This is a genomic window from Streptomyces sp. NPDC002564, from assembly GCF_042889645.1.
Lineage (GTDB): Bacteria > Actinomycetota > Actinomycetes > Streptomycetales > Streptomycetaceae > Streptomyces.
Window position 1 is genome coordinate 18,055 of sequence record NZ_JBIARE010000010.1, and the last position, 26,811, is coordinate 44,865.

General features: G+C 73.3%; 19 protein-coding genes. 9 read left to right on the top strand and 10 right to left on the bottom strand.

Going from position 1 to position 26,811, the window contains the following annotated elements:
• Window positions 1-311: 311 nt before the first annotated feature.
• Genes ACFYXE_RS29645 through ACFYXE_RS29655 form a run of 3 tightly spaced genes read left to right on the top strand, consistent with a single transcriptional unit; the run spans window position 312 to window position 3,834 of the window.
• The gene (locus ACFYXE_RS29645; RefSeq protein ID WP_389317700.1) at window positions 312-653 is read left to right on the top strand and encodes a hypothetical protein; all 342 of its coding nucleotides are present in this window, start codon (window positions 312-314) and stop codon (window positions 651-653) included.
• Entirely contained in the window at window positions 650-2,746 is a 2,097-nt protein-coding gene (locus tag ACFYXE_RS29650) for a bifunctional polysaccharide deacetylase/glycosyltransferase family 2 protein (protein ID WP_389317703.1), read from the top strand. The genes ACFYXE_RS29645 and ACFYXE_RS29650 overlap by 4 nt, the downstream gene beginning before the upstream one ends.
• Window positions 2,743-3,834 carry an LCP family protein gene (locus ACFYXE_RS29655; protein WP_389317706.1) on the top strand — a complete coding sequence of 364 codons (1,092 nt, stop codon included), beginning with the start codon at window positions 2,743-2,745 and terminating at the stop codon, window positions 3,832-3,834. Before ACFYXE_RS29650 ends, ACFYXE_RS29655 begins: the two co-directional genes overlap by 4 nt.
• Window positions 3,835-3,847: 13 nt before the next feature.
• Here ACFYXE_RS29655 and ACFYXE_RS29660 read toward each other — a convergent pair whose 3' ends face one another.
• The 4 genes from ACFYXE_RS29660 to ACFYXE_RS29675 all read right to left on the bottom strand — a co-directional run bounded on the left by ACFYXE_RS29660 (window position 3,848) and on the right by ACFYXE_RS29675 (window position 10,941).
• Window positions 3,848-5,203 (bottom strand): phosphatase PAP2 family protein, encoded by a 1,356-nt coding sequence (locus ACFYXE_RS29660; RefSeq protein ID WP_389317709.1) that lies wholly within the window; start codon window positions 5,201-5,203, stop codon window positions 3,848-3,850.
• 104 nt (window positions 5,204-5,307) lie between these two features.
• Entirely contained in the window at window positions 5,308-6,186 is an 879-nt protein-coding gene (locus ACFYXE_RS29665) for an MEDS domain-containing protein (protein ID WP_389317712.1), read from the bottom strand.
• Between the two features lie 247 nt (window positions 6,187-6,433).
• The gene (locus tag ACFYXE_RS29670) at window positions 6,434-6,742 is read right to left on the bottom strand and encodes an STAS domain-containing protein (RefSeq protein ID WP_361176500.1); all 309 of its coding nucleotides are present in this window, start codon (window positions 6,740-6,742) and stop codon (window positions 6,434-6,436) included.
• Window positions 6,739-10,941 carry a SpoIIE family protein phosphatase gene (locus ACFYXE_RS29675; RefSeq protein WP_389317716.1) on the bottom strand — a complete coding sequence of 1,401 codons (4,203 nt, stop codon included), beginning with the start codon at window positions 10,939-10,941 and terminating at the stop codon, window positions 6,739-6,741. The genes ACFYXE_RS29670 and ACFYXE_RS29675 overlap by 4 nt, the downstream gene beginning before the upstream one ends.
• 339 nt (window positions 10,942-11,280) lie before the next feature.
• Between ACFYXE_RS29675 and ACFYXE_RS29680 the strand changes: the two genes are divergently transcribed.
• Entirely contained in the window at window positions 11,281-12,921 is a 1,641-nt protein-coding gene (locus tag ACFYXE_RS29680) for a class I adenylate-forming enzyme family protein (RefSeq protein ID WP_389317719.1), read from the top strand.
• Between the two features lie 196 nt (window positions 12,922-13,117).
• Window positions 13,118-14,275, top strand: coding sequence for a hypothetical protein (locus ACFYXE_RS29685; protein WP_389317722.1), 1,158 nt, complete (start codon window positions 13,118-13,120; stop codon window positions 14,273-14,275).
• A gap of 832 nt (window positions 14,276-15,107) precedes the next feature.
• Here ACFYXE_RS29685 and ACFYXE_RS29690 read toward each other — a convergent pair.
• Window positions 15,108-15,866: a polysaccharide deacetylase family protein gene (locus ACFYXE_RS29690; RefSeq protein ID WP_389317725.1), complete on the bottom strand. Its 759-nt coding sequence runs from the start codon at window positions 15,864-15,866 to the stop codon at window positions 15,108-15,110.
• Between the two features lie 149 nt (window positions 15,867-16,015).
• Entirely contained in the window at window positions 16,016-16,792 is a 777-nt protein-coding gene (locus ACFYXE_RS29695) for a class I SAM-dependent methyltransferase (protein WP_389317728.1), read from the bottom strand.
• Between the two features lie 625 nt (window positions 16,793-17,417).
• Between ACFYXE_RS29695 and ACFYXE_RS29700 the strand changes: the two genes are divergently transcribed.
• Window positions 17,418-17,837, top strand: a complete 420-nt coding sequence (locus ACFYXE_RS29700; RefSeq protein ID WP_361170971.1) for a TOBE domain-containing protein — start codon at window positions 17,418-17,420, stop codon at window positions 17,835-17,837.
• A 154-nt stretch (window positions 17,838-17,991) separates the two neighbouring features.
• Here ACFYXE_RS29700 and ACFYXE_RS29705 read toward each other — a convergent pair whose 3' ends face one another.
• The 3 genes from ACFYXE_RS29705 to ACFYXE_RS29715 all read right to left on the bottom strand — a co-directional run bounded on the left by ACFYXE_RS29705 (window position 17,992) and on the right by ACFYXE_RS29715 (window position 19,371).
• Window positions 17,992-18,471, bottom strand: a complete 480-nt coding sequence (locus ACFYXE_RS29705) for an iron chaperone (RefSeq protein WP_389317732.1) — start codon at window positions 18,469-18,471, stop codon at window positions 17,992-17,994.
• A gap of 127 nt (window positions 18,472-18,598) precedes the next feature.
• Entirely contained in the window at window positions 18,599-19,051 is a 453-nt protein-coding gene (locus tag ACFYXE_RS29710) for a pyridoxamine 5'-phosphate oxidase family protein (RefSeq protein ID WP_389317735.1), read from the bottom strand.
• On the bottom strand, window positions 19,048-19,371 hold the full coding sequence (locus ACFYXE_RS29715; RefSeq protein WP_389317738.1) for a VOC family protein: 324 nt from the start codon (window positions 19,369-19,371) through the stop codon (window positions 19,048-19,050). The genes ACFYXE_RS29710 and ACFYXE_RS29715 overlap by 4 nt, the downstream gene beginning before the upstream one ends.
• 342 nt (window positions 19,372-19,713) lie before the next feature.
• Here ACFYXE_RS29715 and ACFYXE_RS29720 point away from each other — a divergent pair, with 342 nt between their 5' ends.
• The gene (locus ACFYXE_RS29720; RefSeq protein WP_389317741.1) at window positions 19,714-22,626 is read left to right on the top strand and encodes an ATP-binding protein; all 2,913 of its coding nucleotides are present in this window, start codon (window positions 19,714-19,716) and stop codon (window positions 22,624-22,626) included.
• Window positions 22,627-22,648: 22 nt separating this feature from the next.
• Here the strand turns inward: ACFYXE_RS29720 and ACFYXE_RS29725 are convergent, their stop codons facing one another.
• Entirely contained in the window at window positions 22,649-24,256 is a 1,608-nt protein-coding gene (locus ACFYXE_RS29725; RefSeq protein WP_389317744.1) for an RICIN domain-containing protein, read from the bottom strand.
• Window positions 24,257-24,495: 239 nt separating this feature from the next.
• On the opposite strand from ACFYXE_RS29725, the gene ACFYXE_RS29730 reads away from it, so the two are divergent.
• Together ACFYXE_RS29730 and ACFYXE_RS29735 are read left to right on the top strand one after the other, a co-directional pair.
• Window positions 24,496-24,660: a hypothetical protein gene (locus ACFYXE_RS29730; RefSeq protein ID WP_361170983.1), complete on the top strand. Its 165-nt coding sequence runs from the start codon at window positions 24,496-24,498 to the stop codon at window positions 24,658-24,660.
• A gap of 181 nt (window positions 24,661-24,841) precedes the next feature.
• The gene (locus ACFYXE_RS29735) at window positions 24,842-26,611 is read left to right on the top strand and encodes a hypothetical protein (protein ID WP_389317748.1); all 1,770 of its coding nucleotides are present in this window, start codon (window positions 24,842-24,844) and stop codon (window positions 26,609-26,611) included.
• Window positions 26,612-26,811 lie beyond the last annotated feature (200 nt).

Genomic DNA, 26,811 nt, shown 5'->3' on the forward strand with positions numbered 1-26,811 from the left:
TGATCTGGGTCGCAGACCGCCCCATGGGCCCGAGTTGCTGTTGCCCCGGCACCCGGGTGCCCGAGTAGGGTCGGGGGCTGCGTGATCGCCGACGGCCGCACCCCGCCGTCCGGCCCTTGCGAGGGCGTATGCGTACGTGCTTCCCGGCCCCACCCGGGAAGGGCGCACGGCATGCGCGCGTGCGGGATCCCTCCGTGCGCGTCGGGCACCGGAGAGCGGCCCTCGACGTCCCGCGGAGCACCGGCGGGCCCCCGGGCCCGCACCCCCCACACAAAGAGTCGCGCGTGCGCGGCCGCAGATCAGGAGCACCAGTGCAAGGCACCCCCCACATAGCCGGCACACCGTACGACGGGCGGCCGCCGTCCGCACCCGCCCGCCCACCGGGCCCGGCCGGACCACCGGCCGCGTCCCGGCCGCCCGTCTTCATCGACCCGTCGGGCTGGCGCAGACGGGCACTGCAGGGCGCCGGCCTCGTCGTCGGCTGCGTCTGCCTCGGATATCTCCTTTTCGTCGGCACGCTGGCCGGCGGACTCCTCGAACCCGTCGGCACGCACCCGCCGGGCACCGACGCACCGGCGCCCGCCGCCGGTCACGACAGCGGCGGCGCGGCGGACGGCAGAGCCGCCCGGCCGGCCGGAAGCCCGGGGCAGTGAGCGAGCGGGCCGGTGTCCGCCGCCCACCGCGCGGACACTGGCTTGTCCTCCTCCTCGTCCTCCTCGTCGTCGCCGTCACCCTCCTCTTCGAGGGCTGGACGACCCACCAGGTCGACGCCGCACGCACCAAACCGCCCTGCACCCGGCCGATCCCGCGCGCGGCGGACGACGGCAAACCCCTGCTGCGGTTCGGCCCCAAGGGCGTCACCACCACCAACATGCCGCCCGGCACCGTCGCGCTCACCTTCGACGGCGGACCCGACCCGGAGTGGACGCCCCGCCTGCTCGACCTGCTGCGCAGACACCACGCACGGGCGACGTTCTTCGTCTACGGGAAGGACGCGGCCGAACACCCCGACCTGATGCGGCGGATCCTGTACGAGGGCCACGAGATCGGCTCGTACACCTACAGCGGCGGCGATCTCGGCGTCGCCTCGCCGCTGCGCGCCCGCCTCGAACTGTCCCTCACCCAGAGCGCCCTCGCGGGCACGACGGGCGTCAGCACCACCCTGCTGCGCCTGCCGCACACCACGGCCGCCGACACCCTCTGCGGACCCCAGTGGCCCGCCGCGCGCCGCGCCGCCGAACAGGGGTACCTGGTGGTCGCCTCCGACCACAAGGACCGCAAGCCGTGGCGCGGCCAGGTGACGCAGCACAGCCAGACCGACCTCGGCTACCACGAGGCGCGCGACCTGCTGCGGGACCCGCGCGTCGAACGGTTCACCACCATCAGCGGCGGCCTCGGGCGGCCCTCCTTCGTCGACCAGGTACCGGTCGCGCAGGAGGTCAAGGGCGAGGGCCTGATCTGGGCGAAGCGGCTCGGCAAGGCCTTCCTCACCGTGATGGTGTGGACGCTGACCCTCGCGGGCGTGCTCGGCGTCCTGCGCATGCTCCTGTTCGCGCTGTTCGCCCGGCTCCACGTGCGCCGGCTCCACCGCTACCGGCCCGGCGCCCCGCGGCTGCGCGAGGTGCGCGACCCGGTGACGGTCCTGGTGCCCGCGTACAACGAGGAGGCGGGCATCGCCTCCACCGTGTACTCGCTGCTCGCCTCCACCCACCCGCACTTCCAGATCATCGTCGTCGACGACGGGTCGACCGACGCGACCGCCGACATCGCCGAGGACATCGACGACCCGCGCGTGACGGTGATCCGCCAGCCCAACGGCGGCAAGCCCAGCGCCCTCAACACCGGCCTCGCGCACGCCCGGTACGACATCGTCGTGATGGTCGACGCGGACACCATCTTCGAACCGGAGGCGCTGGCCCGGCTCGTCCAGCCGCTCGCCCACCCCGCGGTCGGCGCGGTCAGCGGAAACACCAAGGTCGGCAACCGCCGCCACCTCCTCGGCACGTGGCAGCACCTGGAGTACGTGCTCGGCTTCAACCTCGACCGGCGGATGTTCGAGGTCCTGGAGTGCATGCCGACCGTCCCCGGGGCCATCGGGGCCTTCCGCAGGGACGCCCTGATGGGCGTCGGCGGCGTCAGCGACGAGACCCTCGCCGAGGACACCGACCTCACGATGGCGCTCTGGCGGGCCGGCTGGCGCGTCGTCTACGCGGAATCCGCGGTCGCCTGGACCGAAGTGCCCACCAGCCTGCGGCAGTTGTGGCGCCAGCGCTACCGCTGGTGCTACGGCACCCTGCAGTCGATGTGGAAGCACCGGCACGCGGTGACGGAGATCGGGCCGGGCGGACGCTTCGGGCGGCGCGTGATGGTCTACGTCACGCTGTTCCAGATCGTGCTGCCGCTGTGCGCGCCCGTCGTCGACCTGTTCGCCCTGTTCGGGGCGCTGTTCCGCGACCCCGTGGAGGCGGCCCTCGTCTGGTTCGGGTTCCTCTCCGTCCAGCTCGCCACCGCGGCGTACGCGCTGCGGCTCGACCGGGAACGGCTGCGCGTGCTGTGGGCGCTGCCGCTCCAGCAGTTCGTCTACCGGCAGCTGATGTACGCCGTGGTCATCCACTCGGTGACCACGGCGCTGCTCGGCACCCGCCTGAAGTGGCACAGCATGAAACGCGCGGGGACCGCCGACCCGTACCTGCTCGAACCGCCGGCCGACGAGGCGCGGCGGAGCCTGGAAGGGAGCCGGCCATGACCCTCACGGAAGGCGCCGCGGAGCGCGAACGGTTCGCCGAACGGCCCAGCTCCCGCTACGGACCCCGGCGCGCCCACGCCCGGCGCTCGAAGCGGCGCAGGCGGCTGCGGCGGGCGGTGCTCGTCGTCCTCGTCGTGCCGGTCCTCGTCGCGGGCGGCACCTACGGCTGGGCCGAGTCCCGGCTGCGGCGCGACGTCGACCTCGGCGCGTACGGCCACCGTCCGCCGCCCGGCGCGGGCACCAACTACCTCATCGTGGGCTCGGACAGCCGCGACGGGCTCTCCGAGGGCGACGTCGAGGACCTGCACGCGGGCGGAGGCGGCGGGCGGCGCACCGACTCGATGATGCTCGTGCATACCGGGGCGCACGGCGCCACCATGGTCAGCCTGCCGCGCGACTCCTACGTCACCCTGCCCGGCCGCCTCGACACCCTCACGGGCAAGACCAAGCGCCCCGAGCGGGACAAGCTCAACGCGGCCTTCTCCTACGGCGGCCCCGAACTGCTCGCGCACACCGTCGAGCGGAACACCGGCCTGCGCATCGACCACTACGCGGAGATCGGCTTCGCCGGATTCGTGAACATCGTCGACGCCATCGGCGGGGTCCGGATGTGCCTGGACCGGGACATCGTGGACGAGAAGTCGGGCGCCGACCTGCGCAAGGGCTGCCACACCCTGGACGGTCGGCAGGCGCTGGCCTTCGTCCGCCAGCGCCACCAGGAACGCGAGGGCGACCTCGGCCGGTCGAAGAACCAGCAGAAGTTCCTGTCGACCCTCGCCCACCAGGCCGCCCGGCCCGACACCCTCTTCGACCCGCTGCGGGCCGGCCCCGCCGCGCAGGCCGGGCTCGACACGCTCATCGTCGACGAGGACATGGACCTGCGCGACCTCGGGACGATGTTCCGCGCCGTGCGGGGCGTCGCGGGCGGCCAGGGCAAGCAGATCAACGTGCCGGTGTCCGGGATCGGCGTCCCCACCTCCAAGGGCAACGTCCTCACGTGGGACGCGCGCAGGTCGGCCCGGCTCTTCGACGACCTGCGGCACGACCGCCCGGTGACGGAGAGGGGGGAGACGACCCGGCGGCGGTGACCGGCGCCGACGCTCAGGCCGGTTCCGGCTGTGGTTCCGGCTCGAGCGTCGGCGCCGCCTTCGGCTCCCACGCCCCGGTGGTGCGCACGTACGCGTGGATCACCGACAGCATCGAGACGATGACGAGCGGACCGGCCGCCCAGGGGCGCGCGGCCATCTGCTCGGGCAGGAAGCGGTACGCCAGCAGGAGCGCGGCGAAGACGCCCGTGCCGTGGGCGACCAGGCGGACGCCCGAGCGGTCCCAGCCGTGGTCGAACGCGCGCAGCGCCCCCTCGACGGTGAGCGCGAACACCACGCCCGCGACGAGGTCCACGCCGTAGTGGTAGCCGAAGCCGAGCGTCGCGCTGAGCGTGGCGACCAGCCAGAACGTGCCCGCGTAGCGCAGCAGGCGCGGCCCCTTGCGGGTGTGGACGAAGATCGCGACGGCCCACGCCGTGTGCAGGCTCGGCATGCAGTTGCGCGGTGTGATGCCGTCGTAGGGCACCGGGTGCGGCACCGCGATGCCGGGCGGGGTGTGCGGCCACAGGTCGGCCACCGCCCACTGCAGTCCGCCGGTGCCCGAGGTGCCGGGGCCGTACGCGAAGATCGGCCCGACCACCGGGAAGATCATGTAGAAGGCCGGGCCGAGCAGGCCGATCACCAGGAACGTGCGCACCAGGTGATGGCGCGGGAAGCGGCCCTCGCGCGCCACGTTCCGCAGCTGGTACAGGGCGGCGACGACCGCGGCCACCGCGAGCTGGGCGTACACCAGGTCGATGACGTGGGTCAGCACCGGACCGCTGGACTGCAGGAGGCGGCCCGCGAACCAGGACGGGTTGCCCAGCGCGTGATCGGCCAGCGCCACATAGGGGTCCAGCACCGTCGGACGGGTCTTCGCGGTGATCAGCAGCCAGGTGTCGCCGGTCTTGCGGCCCGCCACCAGGAGCAGCCCGAGACCGACCCCCTTCAGGAGCAGCACGCGCTCGCGGCCGGTGCGGCGGGTGACCGCGAAGACGGCGCAGCCCAGCATCGCCCACAGCGCGCCGTTGCCGAACTCCTGCCCCTCGGGCACATGGGCGTCGACCGCCCACCGCACCAGGACGAAGACGAGGTCGACGCCGATCGCGAAGCCGGCGGCGACGAACCGCTGGCGCCAGGTGAGCACCACCATCATCAGCGCCAGTCCGCCGTACAGCGGCCCCGGCTTCGGCGCGAAGATCACCTCGCGCGCCTGGTTGGTGAGCGGTCCCGGCTCGCCGCCGTAGCGCCGTGCGGCGATCTCCAGCGCGATGAGCAGCCCGAGGGCCACCACCCCTGCCGTGGCCCACAGGATCACCCGCGGTCGACGCCACACGGAGAAATCAATTCTGCGCTGTATTCGCGAAAGCACTCGCGAAACTATAGGTAGCGGGCGCGCGGCCGCCGGATCCGGGGGCGGTTCGGGCGGATCGCCCCAAGGGGGACCGGGCGGACGACCCGGCGCGGACTTCTTCCTCACGGCGACGGCGGGCTGACCACCAGGGACGAGCCCGCGTCCCAGCCGGCCACGCGGATCACCTCGCACAGCGTCGGCGCCAGCTCCACGAGGTGCAGCCGTCGCCCCGGCGCCAGCTCATCGGCCGCCTGGGCGAGGATGCGCATGCCCGAGAGGTCGATGAAGTCGAGCCTGCTCATGTCCACCCGCACGTCACCCGGCCGCCGCGCGACGGTCCGCAGCGCGGCCGCGAACACGTCGGCGGTGTGGTAGTCGACCTCGCCCTCCACCCGTAGACAGAGCTGCCCCGCCTGGAAGGCGGGGACCAGGTGCAGCGTCGGCGAGGTGTGCAGCGGCGCCAGCCCCACGATGCCCGGGTGCCTGCGGTCCAGGGACGCGACCCGCGCCGCGCCGAACCGGCGGGTGTCGTACTGGCAGATGGCCGACGCCCGCCGCCCGGCGAACACCCGGTTCACCTTCGTCTCGTACTCCTCCAGGAGCCCGGCGCCCTGCGCGTCCCGCAGCGCCCAGCTCATCTCGCCGCTCACCCGCAGGCCGGCGAAGCCGGCGGCCAGCGCCGACCGTACGGTGCGGTGCAGCTTGGCCACGGCGGCGTCCGGGTCGAAGCGGCCCGCCGTCAGATAGGCGTCCTCGGCGGTGGCCACCGTCAGCTGGCCGCTCTCCGCCGCCGCCGTCGCCGGCACCCCGGCCTTCTCCAGCCAGGCGAGCACGTCCGGCACGGGCCGGAGGTCGCTGAAGTAGCTCAGCCGTTCGCCGCGGTCCAGGCCCGCCGACAGATAGGCCCCGACGAGCCGCTGCCGCTCGTCCTCGTCGTCGAACGGCAGACACAGGTGGTGACCGTGGCCCACCTCGTGGATCTGCCGCTCCCGGAACCTCAATGCGCTCTCCTGCACTCCACGCCGATGCCGCCCGGCGGGGTGCGGAGTGGGCCCCCGGGCCGTGGCGGCGATTCGCCCTCGCGCCTCCTCATGGTGGCACGTCCGGCCGCCGGGTCCCTGCCGTTCGCCAACGAGCCCCCCATATTGTGCTGTTGACCCCTGTATGACCTTGGGATACGGGCAGGCCCGCCGCCGTCCGCCTTCGAACCGGAGAGGGCGCGGACCCGCTTGCGCCGCGCGCACGGAGTCAGTCCGGCGGCGCGGGCGGCCCGTCCGACCGCACGGTGGCCAGGTCGGTGAGCCCGGAGATCGCGAGCACGGGGGCGAGCAGGGCGGGCACGATCAGCTCCAGGCGCTCCGCGTGGGCGAACAGGACGTTCAGGCCCGCGCTGTCGAGGTAGCCGACGGAGGTGAGGTCGACGACGACCCGGCCCGACACGGCGGCCAGCGCCCGGTCGAGGGTGTCGGCGTTGGTCATGTCGATCTCACCGGCCGCCGCGATCCGATGGGCGCCGTCGGCGAGCGGGCTCTCCGTGAGGAGCAGCTGGGTGGTCATGACGAGATCCTCGCGTGCATGTCGACGGTGGTGCCGGAGGCTCCGGGGGTGATGGTGACCTGTTGCATCAGCGCGCGCATGAGGAAGATCCCGCGCCCGCGGTGCGGGTTGGCCTCGGGGTGCGGCATCTTCCACCGGCCGGAGTCGACCACGGTCAGCCGCAGGTCGTCGAGGAAGACCTCGGCCCGCAGGCGGATGACGTCGCCCGGGGCGTCGCGGTGCCCGTGCTCGATGGCGTTCGCACACGCCTCGCCCGCGGCGATCAGGATGTTCTGGCTCGTGGTGACCGGGATCTCGCACCGGGAGAGCCAGCTGCGCAGGGCGTGCCGGACCGGCGCGAGCTGGGAGGACTCCGCGGGGAAGGCGAGGGCCAGGGGGCTGGGATGGCGGTAGAGCAGCAGTGCCACGTCGTCGTCGTAGCCGTCCGCGGGGGTCAGCTGCCGCAGCACTTCGGTGGCGAGCTCGTCGACGGCCAGGTGTCTGCGGTGCCGCACGACCTCGCCCGCCTCGGTGATGCCCTCGTCCAGCGGCAGGCCGCGGCGCTCGATGAGCCCGTCGGTGTACAGCAGCAGCGTGGCCCGCGCGGGCAGCGTGCACTCGGCCTCGGGGCGGGTCCTGCCGGGCCGCACGGCCAGCGGGAGGGAGCGCGCCCCGTCGAGCAGCCGCGAGGTGCCGTCGGGGTCGGTGAGGATGCCGGGCGGATGCCCCGCGGTGGAGTACACCAGGCGTCCCGTCTCCGGATCGAGGACGCCGCAGAAGACGGTGGTGCACATGGCGCCGGGCAGTTCGGCGGCGAAGTGGTCCAGTGCCATCAGGGCGCGCGCGGGGCTCGCGTCCTGGAGCAGCAAAGCCCGGCAGGCGCTGCGCAGTTGCCCCATGACGGTGGCCGCGGGCAGGCCGTGTCCCACGCAGTCGCCGACCACGATGCCGATCCGGCCGTCGGTCAGGGTGAGGGTGTCGTACCAGTCGCCGCCGACCTCCAGGGGCCGGGTGGCGGGTTCGTAGCGCACGGCGAAGCCCTCGGGCAGCCGGGACGGGCCGAGGATGGCGCGCTGCAGGGCGATGGCGGTCTCGCGCTGCTGGTCGATCTGGTGGGCCCGGGTCAGCCCCTGGGCGAGGTGGCCCGCCAGCAGGGACAGCAGCAGCTGGTCCTCCTCGGTGAAGGCGCGCTCGCCGAGGTCGATCCAGACGACCATCGGCCCGTGCGGGTGCTCCAGGACGACGCCCGCCCCGGTGTCCCCGGGGACGGGGATGAGCGCGGGGCGCCCGCGCAGGTCGAGCACCGCGCGGCGGCGGGCCTCGGGCAGCTCGGCCCAGGTCGGCGGCTCGGTGGCGGTGAGGGTGGGCTCGTCGGGCCCGTCGAAGACGGCGGCCAGCACGCTGCGCGCCTGCCACAGCGTCCGCAGCTCGGCGAGGGCGCCCGACAGGGCCTCGCCGAGACTGGTGGCCCGGGAGAGCCGGGTGCTGAGGGAGGCCAGGGCGCTCTCGCGCTGGATGGCGTAGTGCTCGGCGGTGACGTCGCGCAGGGTGCCCACGACGACCCGGCGCCCGGTGTCGGGGTCCTGCGCCTGGGCGTAGGTGACGGTCGCCCATAGTCGGTGGCCGTCGCGGTGGACGACGGGGACGGTCCGCGAGCCGTTGCCGCCGCGCATCCACGCGAACGACGCGTCGGCCGCCCCCTCGGTGTCGGCGGTCGGCCACCAGGGGTGGACCGGGGCGTAGGGCAGGCCTTCGGGGCCGTGGCCGAGCAGGTCGGCGAAGGCGGCGTTGATCTCGATGACCGCGCCGTTCTCGTCGCAGACGAAGAACGCCTCCTGCAGCGAGTCGACCAGGGCGGTCCGCCACCGCGCGTGGTGGCCGCGCAGCCGCGCCAGCTCGATGTTCGCCCGTACCCGCGCGAGGAGTTCGGCGGCGGCGAACGGTTTGACCAGGTAGTCGTCGGCGCCGGCCCGCAGGCCCTCGATGGACGCCTCCTGCCCGGCCCGCGCCGAGAGCAGCAGGACCGGCACGGAGGCCGTACGGGAGTCCTCGCGCAGCACCCGCACCAGGGCCAGACCGTCTATGCGGGGCATCATCACGTCGCTGATGACGAGGTCGGGGGCGGCCGTGCGGACGGCGTCCAGCGCACGGCGTCCGTCGCTCACCGCGTCCACGCGGTATCCGGCGCCGGTCAGCAGGCGGGTGAGGTACTGCCGCATGTCGGCGTTGTCGTCGGCGATCAGGACCCGCGCCGCCGGGGGCGCCGCGGCTCCCGGACCCGGCACCTCGGCGTCCCGCGCGGGCGGCGCGGTGTCGGCGGGGGAGCCGGTGGGTTCGGGGGAGCCGGTGGGTTCCGGGGAGTCGGTGTCGGAGGGCAGCCAGCGCAGGGCTTCCTGTACGTAGGGTTCGGCGGCCGTCACTCCCGTACGGGCGTCGGCCGCGTCGGTCGCCCCGCCCGGCGCGGCGACGGCGTCCGCGGGCACGTGGCCGGTGCCGAAGGGCAGGCGGATCGTGAAGCGGGTGCCCTCGCCCTCGGTGCTCCGCGCGGTGATGGTGCCGCTGTGCAGGGTGACCAGTTCCTGGACCAGGGCGAGGCCGATGCCGCTGCCCTCGTTGGACCGCGCGCGGGTCTTCGCGATCCGGTGGAAGCGCTCGAACAGCCGCGGTATCTCCTCGGCGGGGACGCCGACGCCGGTGTCCTCGACCGTGACGACCGCGTGCGTGTCCTCGCCGCGCACGGTGACGCGGATGGTGCCCTCGAAGGTGAACTTCAGCGCGTTGCTGAGGAGGTTGAGGATCACCTTCTCCCACATGTCGCGGTCGGCGAGGACCGGTTCGGCGAGCGGCGGGCAGTCGACCTCGAAGGCCAGCCCCGCCCGGTCGACGGCGGACCGGAAGACGCTGGCGAGCTGCGCGGTGACGGTGGCCAGGTCGACCGGTTCGTAGACGGCCTGCATCCGGCCGGCCTCGATGCGGGAGAAGTCCAGCAGGGTGTTGACCAGTTTGCTCAGGCGCAGCGCGTTGCGGTGGACGAGGTCCAGCTCCTGGCGCAGCTGCGGGTCCCCGTCGGCCGTACGGGCGCGCAGCTCGTCCAGCGGGCCCATGATCAGGGTCAGGGGCGTGCGGAACTCGTGGCTGATGTTGGAGAAGAACGCGGTCTTGGCGCGGTCCAGTTCGGCCAGCGTCTCCGCCCTGCGCTGCTGGGCCTCGTAGCTGCGGGCGCTGGAGACACCGGCCGCGATGTGCCCCGCCGCCAGCTCGACGAACGCCCGGTAGCCGCCGTCCAGCGGCCGGTAGCGGTTGGTGCCCGCCACCAGGAATCCGTAGGGCGTGCTGCCCTGTTGCAGCAGCGGCACCACCAGGGCCTCGGCGGGCGGGTCCGCCCAGTCGCCGGTCGGCAGCCCGGCGAGGTCGCCGAGGCCGACGAGGGTCTGTTCGCCGCGTCTCAGCGTCGCCACGGGCCACGGCGGGCGGGGGTCGTCGGCGCGGACGGTGACGGGCGCGGCGGGGTGGCCGGCGGGGATCCCGGAGACGCTCGCGAGGGACGCGGAGCCGTCGGGGCCGAAGAGGTAGGTGAGCGTGAAGGGCAGGTCCTTCAGGTTCCTGCTCAGCTGCCGTCCGGTGAAGGCCAGCATCTCCTGCTCGGTGCGGACCGCGCTCGGGTCGGAGCCGAGGTCCCGCAGGGTCGCCATCTGCCGCTCGCCGATGACCCGGTCGGTGTCCTCGCTGACGACGCAGAGCATCCCCACGGCCGTTCCCGAGTCGTCGCGCAGCGGGCTGTAGGAGAAGGTGTGGTACGTCTCCTCGGGGAACCCGGAGCGTTCGAGGAACAGCAACAGGCCCTCGTCCCAGGTGGCCTGACCGGTCGTCAGGACCGCGTCGATCCGGGGACCGATGTCGTCCCAGATCTCCGCCCACACCTCGCGGGCCGATCTGCCCAGCGCCCAGGGGTACTTGCCGCCCAGCGTGTCGCGCCGGTAGGCGGCGTTGCACAGGAACGTCAGATCGGGGCCCCACGCCATCCACATGGAGAACCGGGACGACAGCAGGATGTTGACCGCGGCCCGCAGGCTCTGTGACCAGTCCGCGGGCGGGCCGAGCGGTGTGGCGGCCCAGTCCACCCCGGCCAGGTCCCGGCCGACCTCCGGATCGGCGGCGAACACGTCGGTTCCGGTCACGGAACGCACCGACGGCTCGCGGTCGCCAGCTTCCGAACCCATCGCGCGACATCCCTTCGTCCCGGCCGGCTCGGCCGACGGCAACCACCACACGACCGTCCCGGTCCGGGGTCGTGGCCACACGCGTACGGCACCGCGGTGACCTCGTACCACCAAGACATTACGGTGCCAGAACCGGAGGTGACAGGCGTGCGCTTTGCCTGATCCGGCACGTGGACCGGACGGGCAGCATTCCTTGCCCTCGGCGCACACCGCCTTGCGCGGCCGGGATGAGGAATCCTCATTAGCCTCTCGAAAAAGGGACATAACACTGCACGGGGGAATGGCCGAAGGTGCCCCCTGCGGGTCTGCGCTTTCCGCGGCGCATGTTTGCATATGCCCATGATCATCAACGGACAGCAAACAACCGCGCCCCGGACGTACGTGGACCGCATCCTGGAGCACTGGCACGAGAACGAGGACGCCGAGGCGCTCGTCCAGGGTGCGCGGCGGCTGACCCGTGGCGAGGCCCGGCGGCGGCTGTTCTCCCTCGGACACGCCCTGCGCGGACAGGGTCTGGAACCCGGCGACGGAGTGGGCCTGTTCCTCGCCAATCGCGTGGACTCCGTGCTCGTCCAGCTCGCCGTCCACCTCATCGGCTGCCGCGTCGTGTTCCTGCCGCCCGAGCCCGGACCCGGCGAACTCGCCGCGCTGGTCGAGCAGTCGCGGGCGCGCGCCGTCGTCACCGACCCGCTCTTCGCGGCCCGCGCGGCCGACGCCGCGGGCCGCAGCGTCCACGCCCCGGTGCTGCTCGGCCTCGGCCCCTGCGACCAGCCGTGCGCGGACCTGCTGGCGCTGGCCGACGCGTGCCCCGAGACGCGCCCCGAGGGCATACCGGCCCCCGCAGCGGACGAGGCCGTCACCGTCCTCTACACCGGCGGCACCCTGGGCCGCCCCAAGCTCGCCGCGCACAGCCACCGGCTCTACGACACGCTGATGGACCGCGCGGACGACACCGCGGACGACACCGCGGGGGACACCCGCTCGGCGTTCTTCCCCGCCATGGCCGCCGGCACGGACCGGGTGCTCGCCGCCACCCTCCTCACGCACGGCAGCGGCCATCTCACCTCGCTCCAGGCGCTGGTGACGGGCTCCGCCCTCGTCGTCCTGCCCGAGTTCGAAGCGGGCGCGGCCCTGGCGGCGCTGCGCGAGGAACGCATCACCGCGACCATGTTCGTGCCGCCCATGATGTACGCGCTGCTCGACCACCCGGAGTGCGTGCCGGGCGCCCTGCCCGCGCTGCGGCGCATCGTCGTCGGCGGCGCGGCCACCTCGCCGAGCCGGCTGCAGCAGGCGGTCGAGGTCTTCGGGCCGGTACTCAGCCAGGGGTACGGCCAGTCGGAGGCGCTCGGCATCGCCGCGTTCGGCGCGGACGAACTCGCCGCGGAGGCCGCCCGGCGGCCCGAGCTGTGGCGCAGCTGCGGCCGCGCGATCTCCGACACCGAGATCGAGATCCGGGCCGAGGACGACACGGCCGCACTGGCCGTCCGTGAGGTGGGCGAGGTGTGCGTCCGCGGCAGGTCGGTGATGCTCGGCTACTACGAGGACCCGGAGCGCACCGCGGCCGCGCTGCACGACGGCTGGCTGCGCACGGGCGACATGGGCTACCTCGACGCCGAGGGCTACCTCTACCTCGTCGACCGGGCCAAGGACATCATCGTCACCGGCAGCACCAGCGACAACGTCTACTCCCGCGTCCTGGAGGACTTCCTGCTCACCCTGCCCGGCGTGCGCAACGCGGCGGCGCTCGGCGTGCCGGACGAGGACTTCGGCGAGGCGGTCCAGGTCTTCCTGGCCACGGCCGAGGGCGCCGACGTCGACCCGGCCGAGGTCGGCGCGGCGGTGACCGCCGAGCTGGGCGACCTGTACACGCCCCGCAAGACGGTCCTGCTGGACCGGCTGCCGACGACGAAGGTCGGCAAGGTGGACAAGAAGGCGTTGCGCGCGGCGTGGACGTCGGCCGCGGTGTCGGCTGCGGGGTAGTCGGTGGGGCGGTGAGGGGGCGGGGTCTGGTTGAGTCTGGCTGCCGCCCCGGGGTGTGTCCCGTCCCGGGGCGGCGTGAACGCGGTCATAGGTGCGGCTTATGGGCCGATAAGCCGGAAACCTCTACTCCGGTGTGTTGCGCACCCCGAGGCTGGGTTCCACGACACCGCACCGGTCCGCACCTAGGGATGACGAAGTGAAACTGAAGTACATGGCCGCGATCGCCACCGCCGTCGCGATGGCTCCGTCGATGCTTGTGGCTCCGCCCGCGACGGCGGCCGACGCCCTCGACGCGGCCGTGACGGTTCCTGATCGAGATGGGGGAGGGGAAGCGGATGAGGAGAGGGAGAAGGTAGGGGCGCAGGAGGGGGAGGTCAGGGAGGTTGAAGGGGGAGAGGGCTCGGCGGAGGCCGGGAACGCTCCGGCGCCCGAGGCGAACCGGCCCGCTCCCGACGCGACGGCTTCCGAGGCGCCCACTGGCCCGCACGGTGAGGACCCCGCCGCCGAGGCGATTCCGGACGTCGAGCTGGAAGGCGTACCGGAAGAGATCGTGGCGGGCGGCGACTGGGCGGAGTTCTCCGTCGTCATCGACAACGCCCACCGGGACCTGGAGGACTGGGCGCTCGACATGTCCCTCAACTCCATCGAATTCTTTGGGGACGGGGAGTCCGTGCGGGTGCAGGTCCGGGTCGACGGCGAGTGGCGCGACGCGAGGCTCCTGAGCCCCCCTGAGCAGGACGACAAGGATCTCTCCCTGCTGCCGACGTTCACGATCCCGACCGGCCGGACGGTCGTCCCCGTCCGTATCCGCGCCGGAGCGGACGCCCCGCTCATCGAGTTCTTCATCAATCCGCTCGTCTATGACGACCACGTCCAGTCGGACGGCTCCTACTGGGTCGCGACGAAGATCGTCGCGCCGTCCGGGGAGGAGCCGGAGGAGGGTTCCGAGCCGGGTTCCGGGGAGGGTGAGGAATCCGGGGAGGAGCCCGGAGTGGAGCCAGGTGGCGGGCCGGTCGAGGAACCCGGAGACGGGAAGCCCGGTGAGGCGGAGCGGCCCGGCAGCGGCGGGCAGTTCGGCGGGAACGGCGGCGCCGATGGCGCAGGCGACGCCACCGGGCCCGGCACCACCCGCCCCGGTGCCGCAGCCGTCGCCCCCGCGACCGGGCGCTCCCACGCCGTCGGCCCCGGGACGGGCCAGGGACATGCCCCCGGCGGTGCCGGAGCCGGAGCGTCCCTGGCCGAGACGGGCGGCGGTGACATGTCGGGCCGGCTGCTCGGCGCCGGCAGTGCGTCGATCGCGCTCGGTGCCGCGCTGGCCGTCGCCGCCCGCAGGCGTCGCCGTCCCACCGCTTGAGGGGTGGCCGCACATGATCGACCGATGGGTGTGTGGGAGGCGCTGCCGGACGCCGAGCGGCGGCGCTGGTCGCTGGAACCGTACGAAGGTGTGGGCCCGTTGTCCTTCGGGATGCGCCCCGCCGAGGTGACCGCCGCGCTCGGCGGCATCGCGGAGAGCCCTCAGCACTGCACGCGGGCGCCGCTGTCGCCGGGGCGGTCGGGCATCGTCAAAGGGGAGTGCTGGGGGCTCGGCCTGACCTTCTACTACGGGCTCGACGAGCGGCTCCGGGGAATATCCGTGGACGCCTTGAAAGGCCCTCAGGTCTATGTGGCGGGGCGTTTCCCCGTGCCTGTTTGCTGGTGCGGGGTTGCCGTCTGCGCCCTCTCCGTGTGGTGGGGCGGGGCCGCGGGGGTATGTGCGTACTCGCTATCCCTGCGCCCCGCTGCACGGACAAAGACGCCATGGTGCGCTCGGTGCTCCGTGCGCACATACCCCCACGTCCCCTCCGGCCGGTTGGGCGGGTGCGGGCCGGTGGGGCATCCGTCTCGGGTGCGGGCCGGTGGGGGCTGGTCCACAAGTCCCCTCGACGGGAGGGGTGGGGGAGATTCCCACCCACCCGCCCACCCGCCCGGCACGAGAGCGGGACCCACTCACCCGCCACCGCCCCGCGCGAAGCGGGACTCACCCGCCCCTACTCCCGCCTCACGGCGCGGGGCAAACGGGTGGGTGGGTGGGAGGTATCCGCCGCGCAGCGGCGGGCCTGTTGGAGCCCGCAGACGGGCAGCGGGAGGGACCCCCACCCAACCGACCCGTCCCGCCCCCCGCCCCGCCCCGCCGGGAAGGGCAGTCCTTAACGGACCGGGAAGCTGAACGTGTGTCCCTGCTGCCGCAGGCCCGGCAACAGGCGGCGCAACGCCTCCAACGTCTGGGACCGGTCCCCGCCCGCATCATGGAAGAGAACCGTGGGCCCGCCCGACAACTCCCGCTCCACCGTCGCCACGATTACTCCCACGCCGGGCCGCTCGAAGTCCTTGCTGTCCACGTTCCAGCCCAGCGGCCGCATCCCCCGCGACGCGGCCAGCTTGCGGCTGAACGGCGTGAACGCCCCACCCGGCGCCCGGTAGTACTGCGGACGCACCCCACCCGACGCCCGCGTGATCATGCGCTCCGCATCCAGGATCTGCCGGGACTGATAGGCCTCGGACTCCTTGTCCATCGCCGTGTTGTGCGACACCGAGTGATCACACAGCCGGTGGCCCTCCGCCACCACCCGACGCACCAGATCAGGATGCGCCCGCGCCTGCGTACCCACCATGCAAAACGTCGCCTTCACCCGGTACTGCCGCAACAACTCCAGCACCCGCGGCGTCCACTTCGGATCAGGACCGTCATCGATCGTCAGGTTGATGGCCCCCCGGCCGCCCTGCGACGCATGCGCGATCGACGCCGACACCGCCCTGACCGCCGGCGCCCTCACCGCCGGAGACGCCTCATCGGTCTCCCCCGCCTGCGCCGTCCACACCGACGCACCCGTCGCAAGCACCGTCACCCCCAACGCCGCCCCCAACAACTTCCCGTACCAACCCCGCCCACCACCATGCCGCGCCATACCCGCCCCTTTGCGTGCCGTCCCTCGCCGATCGCCGGCCACCCGGCAGGACGGAGGAACGCGCGCGGGGGATGCGCCTGTTACCGATCACGGACAATTCCGGGAGAGTACGCGGACATCTCCGCGCGGCGCGGCCCGGTGACCCGTGGTCAGGGCGTGGAGCGGAGCAGGACGAGTGACCCCTCGTACGCGGGCCGGTTGCGGAGGTGGCCGAAGGCCGCGTCCCACGCGCCGGAACCCAGGGCGTGCCGGAGCGAGGTGTCGAAGTCCTGGCGGGCGCGGTCGTCGAGGTAGCTCCATGCGGAGCAGGCCTGGCGCGCCGCCGGGTCGAGGAGGAGTTCGGGGCGGCCGTAGTAGGCCTCGTTGAAGTCGTCGGTGCAGTCCAGCGGAATGGGCACGGGCCGGACCGTGGTGGTGCCGCCGAGCGCGGCGGTGAGGGTGCGCAGCGGTGGATGACGGCGCACCTCGACGTCCAGCACGTCCGGGGCGTACTCGTAGAGCCAGAAGTCGCGGACGCGCGCCGGGTCGTGGGTCAGGACGACGACGGGGCCGCGGGTGACGCGCCGCATCTCACGCAGCCCGGCTTCGACGTCCGACCACTGGTGGACGCTGAAGAGGGTCATCGACGCGTCGAACCGCCCGTCGGCGAAGGGCAGGTCCTCGGCGACCGCGTCGATGGCCGTGGCGAGCGCGGCCGGGCGCTGTGCGCGCAGCGCAAGGGAGGGCTCGACGGCGGTGATCGTGTGCGCCGCGATCTCGTACGAACCCGTGCCCGCCCCGACGTTCAGGACCGAGCGCGCGTCGCCGAGGGCACGGGCGATGAGGCCGGCGATCCGCGGATCGGGGCGGCGGGCCGTGTGGGCCGGCCCGGCGGCGGTCCCTCGGCCGAGGTCCCCGGAGGTGCCGTCGTGGGTGCGCATCACCATGGGACCTCGCCTTTCGGGCCTGGACCTGGGCCGGGGCGGCATGTTCCGCATCCCGAACGATGCTTCCTATATTGCATCTGCGAGCCTGCTTCTCATAGAGGGCTGGCAGATGCTTGGCCCATCCGCCAAAGTTCCGCGTATGTGCCTTGGTGTGTTCGGGGCTTGCGCGGTGCCGGGTCCGGGTGTGCGCCGGGGGGGGGGATCGCCCCGGTCGGGCGGGGGCGCGGAGAGCGCGGGTGGAGTGGGAGTGCGTGGCGCACTCCACGAACGCCACGCAGCCCCTCCTCGATGTGCGCCGGCCGGTCCGCGAGAGCCGGTGCGGCCCGTCGGCGCGGACTCCAGTGCATCAGCGGGCGGGCGGCCGCCACCACCGGGTCAAGATCCGAAAGGTGTCGGGCGGCGGGCCCTTTCGCTGGTCGATCACCCAGCGGGAGCGGTGCGGGACCAACGGCCCGGGAGACTCGTGACGTTCGGTCCCGAGTGATCTGCCAGCCGCTCGCGCGGTTCCGCCTCGCGGATGCGGCGCGCCCGGAAACGGGTCTTTGCGGACGTATTACCTTCGGACGCAGCAGGCCGCCCCCGCGGCCCCGCACCCTCGAATCCGAATCTGTGAGGCAGTACCACCATGAGCCTGAGCATCCGCAACCAGATCGCCGGCACCGTCGCTTCCGTCACCACCGGTGAGGCCATGGCGACCGTGAAGGTCCGCCTCGCGGGAGGCCAGGACGTCACCGCCGCCATCACCACCGAGTCCGTCAAGGAGCTCGGCCTCGCCGAGGGCTCCGAGGTGCGGATCCTCGTGAAGTCCACGGAGGTCTCCCTGGCCACCGGCCCCGTCCAGGGCCTCTCCATCCGCAACCAGATCGCCGGCACCGTCACCGATGTCGCCGCAGGTGGCGCTATGGCCTCCGTCAAGGTCGACGTCGAGGGCGGCGCGCTCACCGCGGCCATCACCAAGGACGCGGTCGCCGACCTGGACCTGGCCGCCGGTGCCTCCGTCGTCGCGCTGATCAAGGCGACCGAGATCTCCCTCGCCACCGTCTGATCCACCGTCAGGGGCAACCGGAGTTCCGGCGCCCGTCGCCGCGAAGAGCTCCTCGCCAGGATCGGGCGGGGAGCTCTTCGCGGCCCGCGCCCCGCTCCCGTACGGCCGCGACGCCCCTCAAGCCGGGCCCTGGGCGTGGCGGTCGCGCGACGCCTCAGCCCGCCGCCCGGCGCACGAGCTCCGCCAGCCGCGCCTCCACCTCGGGCGTCACCTCGGTCAGGGCGTAACCGGCCGCCCACATGGCACCCTCGTCCAGCCGGGCCTGGTCGCTGAAGCCGAGGGTCGCATAGCGCGTCTTGAACTTGTCCGCGCTCTGGAAGAAGCAGACGACCTTGCCGTCCCGCGCGTAGGCGGGCATGCCGTACCAGAGCTTCGGCGCGAGGGCCGGGGCGTTGGCCGTGACGACGGCATGGACGCGCTCGGCCATCGCACGGTCCTGGTCCGGCATCTCCCCGATCTTCGCGAGCACGTCGCGCAGCGCCTCCGCCGCCTTCTCCTCCTTGGTGGCGCGGCGGGCGGCCTTCTTCAACTCCCGGGCGTGGTCCTTCATCGCGGCCCGCTCCTCGGCCGAGAATCCACGGTGGGCGGTGCTGTCGGGGCTGCTGGGGGTGCTGTTCGCGGTGGTGGCGCTCATGGTGAGGTGCTCCTTCGAGGTGAGGATGCGTACGGAACGCAGGAGGACAGGGCGGGGCGGGGTGAGGTGTGTGGGTCGGGGCGTGGGGTCGTCGGGCCCGGGGGAGCCGGTGGTCGGCCGGGCGGTGTCACGTCAGCCAGGCGCCGTCGCGCATCAGCAGGCGGCCCCGGAGTTCGTCCTCCTCGCGCCAGGCCTGGATGCGGCTCGGCGTGATGCGGAACCAGCGGTAGGCCGTGGTCAGGGTGCGCGGATCGAAGCCGGTGCGCGCGGCGAAGCGGTCGGCGGCCTCGCGGGGCAGCGCGTCCATGGCGAGGAACGCGACCTCGCCGTCGACCACCGTCACGTCCCGGGTCGGGCCGAAAGCCAGCCGCACGGACCGGGTGGCGGCCAGGTTCCGGCCGGTCGGGCTGTCCGTCGGCGTGGCCACCAGGAGCGTCCGTCCGTCCCAGTCGAAGGACAGCGGTACGAGGTGGGGCAGGCCGTCCGCCGAGGCGCTGGCCACCCAGACGTCGACGTCGTGGGCGAGCCGGTGCTCGGTGTCGCGGCGGCGCACGGCGCGGGGCCGGGGGCCGGCGCTCATCGGTCCTGGAGGAGGCCGATGAGGTTGCCGTCGGGGTCGATGACCGTGGCGACCAGGCGTCCGCCGCCGACGTCGGCCGGGGCGTTCTTCACGGTGGCGCCCGCCGCCGTCACCTCGGCGACCTTCGCCTCGACGTCGTCCACGTGCCAGTAGGCCAACGGCGAGGTCAGGCCGAGCGGACCGCCGTCCGGCAGCAGCCCGACATGCTGCCCGGCCGCCTCGAAGCCGACGTAGCAGGGCTCGTCGGACCGCGGCGGTACGCCCAGCAGTGCCGCGTACACCGCCTTCGCCCGCCCGAGGTCGGACACGGGATGCAGCACGGTCCGGATTCCGTTGGTCGTCCGGACCGCCTGGGGCGCCCGGGGGGTAGGGGGTTCCGGGGGTGCGGGACTTCTTCGGATTTCGGGAGTTCCCGGGAGTCCGGAACTTTTCGGCGTTACGGGACTTCCCGGTGCTGTGGGACTTCCCGGGATTCCGCGGGTGGGGGAGACGGACATGCTCACTCCTCGTCGTTCGCTGTGCCCGCAGCCTCTCCCGCACGGCAGGCGGCGCGCGTCCGTGCTCACCACGGAAACACCACGGAATGACGACGGAGGACCACGGAGGGCTCCGGAGGGCCACGGATGCGCGGGGAGCGGAAACCGGCCACTGATAATGGGCCGGTGACCACCCCAGTGATCTCGTCCAGGGAAGCCGAAGTGCTCGCACTGCTCGGCGAGCACCTCAGCAACGCGGAGATCGCCGCGCGGCTGTTCATCTCCGTACGGACGGTCGAGTCGCATGTCTCGTCGCTGCTGCGCAAGTTGGAGCTGCCCGACCGCCGCGCGCTGTCCCGGCGTGCCGGGCGCGCCCCGGCCGACGAGGGGCGAGCGGCCCCGACGCTTCCTGCGCCCGCACTGCCCGCCCCGCTGACCGGATTCGTCGGACGGGTACGTGAACGAGAGGAACTGGCACGGGCGGTGACGGACCGTCGGCTGGTGACGGCGGTCGGGCTCGGGGGAGTGGGCAAGACGCGGCTCGCGCTCGCGGTGGCGGCGGACGCGGCCGGTGCCTTCGCGGACGGGGTGTGGTTCGTCGACCTGGTCCCGGTCACCGACCCCGGCCGGGTGGCGGCGGCCGTCGCGGGCGCCGTGGGCGTGGGCGAGCAGCCCGGGCGCGGCATCGGCGACACGGTGGTCGCCGCCCTGACCGACCGCAGGGCGCTGCTGGTCCTCGACAACTGCGAGCACGTGCTCGACGGGGTGGCGCCGTTCCTGGAACGGCTGTTGGCCGCCTGCCCGGGGATACGGGTGCTCGCGACCAGCAGGGCCCGGCTGATGGTCCCCTTCGAGTGGGTCTTTCCCGTGCCGCCGCTGTCGCGTGCCGGCGGCGGCGGGTCGGAGGCGGTCGCCCTGTTCCTGGAACGGGCGGCGGCGGTCGGCCGGGCGCCGGATCCGGCGGAACACGACCGGGTCGCGGCGCTGTGCGAGCGGCTCGACGGCATGGCGCTGGCCATCGAACTGGCCGCCGCGCGCTGGCCGACGCTCGGCCTCGACGGCCTCACGGCCGGGCTCTCCGACCAGCTCCGCATCCTCGCGGGCGGTCCCCGCGCCGACGGCAGGCACCGGTCGGTGCGGGCGGTCCTCGACTGGAGCCACGGTCTGCTCGACCCGCCGGACCGGGTACTGCTGCGGCGGGTCTCGGTGTTCATGGCGCCGTTCACCGCCGACGCGGCGGCCGAGGTGGCCGGGCTCGGGACGCCGACCGCGGTCGCCGACGGTCTCGGCAGGCTCGCCGAACAGAGCCTGCTCGCCGTGACACCGTCGGCGGCCGGCACCCGCTACCGGGCCCTGGAGACCATCCGCCAGTACGGGACGGAACGGCTCACCGATGCAGGCGAGCTCACCGACGTCCGCATACGGCACGTGCGGTGGTGCCTGGCCGGCGCGACCGCCCTCGCGGCGGCCGACGGCGCGGACTGGCGCGTGCGGTTCGACGAACTGGCCGAGGATCTCAGGTCCGCCCTCGCCTGGGCCGCCGACCGGCCCGAGCGCCGCTCGGACGCCCGCCGTCTCGCCCTGTCACTGGCCGGGTCGGCCTTCACCCGTACGTTGCTCGGCGAGTCCCAGGAGCGGTTCGAACAGGCCGCCGCGCTCGCCGGGGACGCCCCGGCCGACGCCGCCGACGCGCTGCGCGGGGCCGCGGCGGTGGCCGGGTGCCGCAGGCTCGGCGAGGACATGTTCCGTCTGCACCGCGGTGCCGCCGAGGCCGCCCGCCTGGCCGGTGACACCGTCGGGGAGGGGTGCGAGCTGGCCGCGGCCGCCACCGTCGCGTACCGCTTCTCCACGTCGTTCTCCGTGCTCCCGGACGTCGCCGAGGTGGCGGGGCTGCTCGCGCGGGCGAGGGCGCTGTCCGGCGCGACGCCCCCGGGGACGACCGCTCCCATGGACCCCGCCGCGAGCGGCCCCGCGGTCCCCGGCGCGATCGACCCCGCGGCCGAAGGGGCAGTCCGCGCCACCGCCGACCCCACCGCCGTCGCGGCCGTCGCGCTCGCCGAGGCCGCAGTGACCGCGGACGCGTTCGGGGCGCTGCAGGGAGACGCGGACAACTCCGCGCCGCAGACGGTCGCCTGTGCCGAACGCGCCGTCGAACTCGCCCGCAGGGCGGCCGACCCCGTGGCCGAGTCCGCCGCCCTCGACGCGCTCTCCGGCGCCCAGTGCTGGGCCGGGGACTCCTTCGCCGCCGCGGCCGCCGCCCGGCGCCGCATCGACGTCCTCGCCGCGCTGCCGCGCACCCCGGCAGCCACCCACGAGCAGATGGACGCCCTCGCCATGGCGGCGGGCACGGCGCTCGGCGTCGGCGCGCTGCCGCAGGCCCGCCGCCGGGGCGGACAGCTCGCCGGACACCCCCTGCTCGCCGAGGCGGGCCACCACGCCACGTCCTGGATCCTGGTCGCCGACGCGCTCGCCGGGCACGCCGACGACGTCCTCACCCGGAGCGTGAGGTTCCATGAGTCGTGGGGGCGGAACGGCCGCCCGCAGTCGCTCTCCCTCGGCGCGGCGGCCTCCTCGGTCGCCATGGTCCACGGCCTGCGCGGCGAACGCGACGCCCGCGCCGCCTGGCTCGCGACCGCCGACCTGGCCGACTCCGCCGAGCAGCACCGCAAGGGCTACGGGGCGGTCTTCGACGCCACGGTCCTGCTCCACGACGGCGACCCCGAGGCCGCGCTGGCCCGCCTCGCGCCGGAACCGGCCGAGGTGTGGAAGTGGGTGTGCTGGGTGTGGCTGCACTGGTACGTGGCGCTCAGGGCGGAGGCCGCGGTACTTGCGGGCCACCCGGGCGCGCGGCCGCGTATCGCCGAAGCCCGGGCGGTGGTCGCGGGCAATCCCGTCGCGACCGCCCAACTCGACCGCGCGGAAGCCCTGTTGGACGGCGACCGCCGCCGTCTGACGGCGACGGCGGCGGCCTTCGACGCGGCGGGTTCCCCCTACCAGTCGGCGCGCACGCTGCTGCTCGCGGGCGGCGACCACGCCGCGACCGGGGCGTCCGCGCTGACCGCCCTCGGCCTCGGCCCCGGGAGGCGGCCGAGGGCGTAGGGCGGTCCCGGCCGGGGCGGGATCAGCCGCCGTTCCAGGAGTGCTTGATCTCCTTCGGGTTGCAGGCCCACTGGACGACGTCGGCCCCATTGGCGGCGCTGCCGGACTTCGTGGTCAGGCACAGGTTGCTGTGGGCGTTGACGATGTGGGCACCGCCGGCCGCCTGGTTCTTGCGGAGCGTCCAGTTCTGGGCGGCGCTGCCGTTGCACGTCCACTGCGTGACCTGGGCGCCGTTGGACGTGCTCGCGCCGGAGACGGTCAGACAGAGGTTGCTGGAGAAGTTACGGATCTTCTGCCCGTCCCAGTACCAGTTCTGCGGGCTCTTGCCGTTGCAGTCCCACTGGATGGCGTTGGCCCCGGAGTTCAGGCTCCCGCCGTACTGCATCAGGCACTTGTCGCTGCCGATGTTCTTGAACCGGACCGCGGTGATGGGCGTGGGCGTCGTCTTGATGCTGAACACGACCCGCCGGGGCTCGCCCGCCTTGTGCCGCTCGTTGATGCCCCAGACCCGCTTGCCGACCGAGTCGTAGGCCAGGTTCTGGGTCATGTCCGGCGCGGCGGTCAGTACGTGCGGGCTCTGGCCGGGGACCGCCTTGTGGATGCACGAGTCGATGCCGTTGGCGTGGTCGGCGCTGTTGTCGAAGCTGTCCGGGCACGAGCCGCTGACGAAGAGGTTCCCCTCGGCGTAGACGGCACCCTGCTGGCTGTGGATCGGCGACTTCCAGGCCGCGGTGGCCTGCTTGCTCTTCCCGAGCTCCCCGTCGAGCTGGTAGGGCCAGCGCACGATCCGGCCGCCCGGCCCGTCCTTCACGTACTCGCTGGAGATGAGCGAGCCGCCGCCGGTGCTGTCGTAGCTCAGCGAGGTCAGGCAGGGGCTGGTGCCGGTGACGGCCGTGCACGTGCCTCCACCGGCGGCGGTGGTGTACTCGGCCCTCGGCGGCAGGATGTAGTTGTGGAAGTGGGCGGAGGACGTCCTGTCCTCCCGGATCCCGACCGTGCCGTTGAGTTCCTGGACCTTCATCAGGTCGTTGATGTCGTACGTCAGCAGGCGCCTGCCCGTGCCGATGGTGATCCGGTCGTCCTTCCAGACCACGCTGTCGGCGTGCATGCCGTCGGGCCTGAAGGCGGAGAGGTTGTCCGGGAGCACCAGCAGCACGTGATTGAAGCGGGGGGTGCCGGACGAGCGGTCGACGAGCGTGATGCGGGCGAACCGCTCCGTGCTTCCCTCGGTCTCCTTGGCGTGCCAGGTGACGGCCTGCCAGTTCGGGTCCCCCACCTTCACCGCGAAGCCCTGGGGGGCCCAGCTCTCCGCCGCACCGCCGGTGGAGTCGTCCTCGTTGTTCCAGCAGTAGCCGTCGGCGCCGATGCCGGGATGGAAGGGGGTCGGGTAGCACAGGCCCTTCTTGCCCGTGTGCCCGGTCCCGGCCAGCGCGGACAGCGGGTTCTTGACCACGGTCAGGGCGTCGTTGGCCTTGAGCTTGTCGACCTGGTCGCCGAAGTCGTACTTCTTGGTGAGCTTGAAATCGCCGGGGGCGGCTATCTCGGAGATCGCGTCGGCGGCGTGGGAGACCCCGCTGCCGGCGAGGAGACCGGCGGCGAGGAAGGTGCTCAGGGCCGCAGCTCTGAGCACCTTCAGGGGATGACGAGTACGAGTACGTGTTCGGGTGAAGCGCATGAAGAGCGACGTTAACCCACTGGTCGACGCACCTGCCGCGCGGCTCCGTGGACGTGGACGTGGACGTGGACGTGGTCGCGATGCGGGGGTCGGGTGATCCTCCGTGACCGGCGGCGTGGTTCTCCCGTTGGTATCGAGAACCTCAGCACTGCCGTCCGCCGACAGGGGACGGCCCGGAAGAAGCAGGACACCCCATGGACGCGCAGATCATCTACCTCGCCGACGACGTCGAGAGCGACACCGACGGTGTCATGGCCCTCGACCAGGAGACGGGAGCCGTGGCGTGGGGCCCGACCAGGGCCGAGGCGGAGCTCCGCATCCGCCGCACGCTGCACGCGCAGCTCGCGCGCACCTCGTAGGCGGGCGCGAACCTGCGCGAGTCGCTGCGGGGCGGCGCGAGTCGGCCATCCGGGGTGTGACGGTGAGGCAATCGGCATATCCGTTGAACCGCTTGAGTGATCTTCCTAAGTGTCGTCCCGTCCGGGCGGCACCGGTGCCGGAGGCTCCTGGCGTAGCCCCACGCCGACAAGGGAGATGCAGATGCCGGACCCGTCGAATCGACCGTTGCGCCCGCTGGCGGGCACGCTCGCGCTCGGTGCGCTCTGTCTGAGCCTGACCGTGGGCATGTGCGGTCCGGCGCAGGCCCAGGACACGCTGGCGGTGTTCCGCGGCAAGCCGGCCAAATCGGGCCGGGTCGTCTCCCAGATCGGCCAGCACGTCCGCACCCAGCCGACGGCGAACTCCCGCTCCCTGCGCACGTATCCGTCCCGTTCCATCGTGCCGATCAAGTGCAAGGTGCGCGGCCAGAACGTCGGGGGGAACTCCCTCTGGTACCGGCTCAGCGGTCGGCCGGGGTGGATGAGTGCGCGCTACGTCGACAACCTCGCGTACATCCCGTTCTGCGGGGGGCCCAGGCCGACGCCCGTGGTCCAGGGCCCGAAGGGCGACAAGGGCGACAAGGGTGAGAAGGGCGCGAAGGGGGACCGGGGCGAGAAGGGCAGCGCCGGGCCTGCGGGTCCCGCGGGCCCTGCTGGGCCGAAGGGTCCGCCCGGCCCCAAGTGGGACCTGGACACCGCCTCGAAGGACGACCTGAACAAGCTCAAGGGCCCCAAGGGTGACAAGGGCGAGAAGGGCGACACCGGGGCCGAGGGACCTAAGGGCGAGACCGGGGCGCAGGGTCCCAAGGGGGAAGCGGGGGCTGCCGCGGCGAAGGGCGAGAAGGGGGACAAGGGGGAGAAGGGGGAGAAGGGCGACACCGGCGCGGACGGGCTCAAGGGGCCCAAGGGTGAGAAGGGCGATGAGGGCGCCCAAGGCCCCAAGGGCGAGAAGGGTGAGAAGGGTACGGCCGGCGCCAAGGGGGACGACGGTGCCACCGGCGCGGGCGGCCCGAAGGGCGAGAAGGGCGAGGCCGGCGCCCAGGGTCCCAAGGGGGAGAAGGGCGACACCGGCGCGGACGGCCCCAAGGGGGCCATGGGCGAGGCCGGCGCCCAGGGGCCTAAGGGTGAGAAGGGCGACGCGGGCGCGGATGGTCCCAAGGGTGCCAAGGGAGAGCAGGGCGACGCCGGTGCCGACGGGCCCAAGGGCGCCAAGGGCGAGACCGGTGCCCAAGGGGCGAAGGGCGAGAAGGGCGAGGCAGGGCCCCAGGGTCCCAAGGGCGAGAAGGGCGACGCGGGCGCGGACGGGCCCAAGGGCGCCAAGGGCGAAAAGGGCGACGCGGGCGCCGACGGGCCCAAGGGCGCCAAGGGTGAACAAGGCGACGCCGGTGCCGACGGGCCCAAGGGGCCGAAGGGTGAGGCGGGCGCCCAGGGCCCCAAGGGTGACACGGGTGCCGACGGTCCCAAGGGCGCCAAGGGCGAGACCGGTGCCCAGGGGGCGAAGGGTGAAAAGGGCGAGACCGGCGCTCAGGGGCCCAAGGGTGAGAAGGGTGACGCCGGGGCCCAAGGTGCCAAGGGCGAGAAGGGCGAGAAGGGTGACGCCGGGGCCCAAGGTGCCAAGGGGGACAAGGGTGAGAAGGGGGACAAGGGCGAGAAGGGGTCCGTCGGGCCCACCGGCCCGCTCCAGCACCTCTACAGCTCGGACCAGACCGTCCCGGTCGGCGGCGCTCTCGCCACGCTCGACGGCCCCGCCTGCCCGAGCGGCACGGCGGTCGTCAGCGGCGGCTACTACCGCAGCAACCCCGCCTCCGCCCTCACCGTGGCGGACAGTTACTCGAAGACCGACACCAATCGGTGGCGCATCCGCGTCAGGAACAACGGCTCGTCGGACGCCACGATCCAGGTCCTGACGATCTGCATGCCGGTGTCCTCCTAGCCGCCACTCGGGGCCCGCAAGGGCTCACCAGGTATCAAGTACGCCAAAGCGTAAGGAAATAGCGGCGGGTCCCACCCGGGGCCCGCCGTCCGTACGTTCCGCCACCCACCCGCGGGCGGCCCCGGTCAAGATCAGTCGAGTCACGGGTCTGTCCCAGCGGGCGCCGGATGCGGGTGGGGGTGGGCCGGGTGAGGGGAACC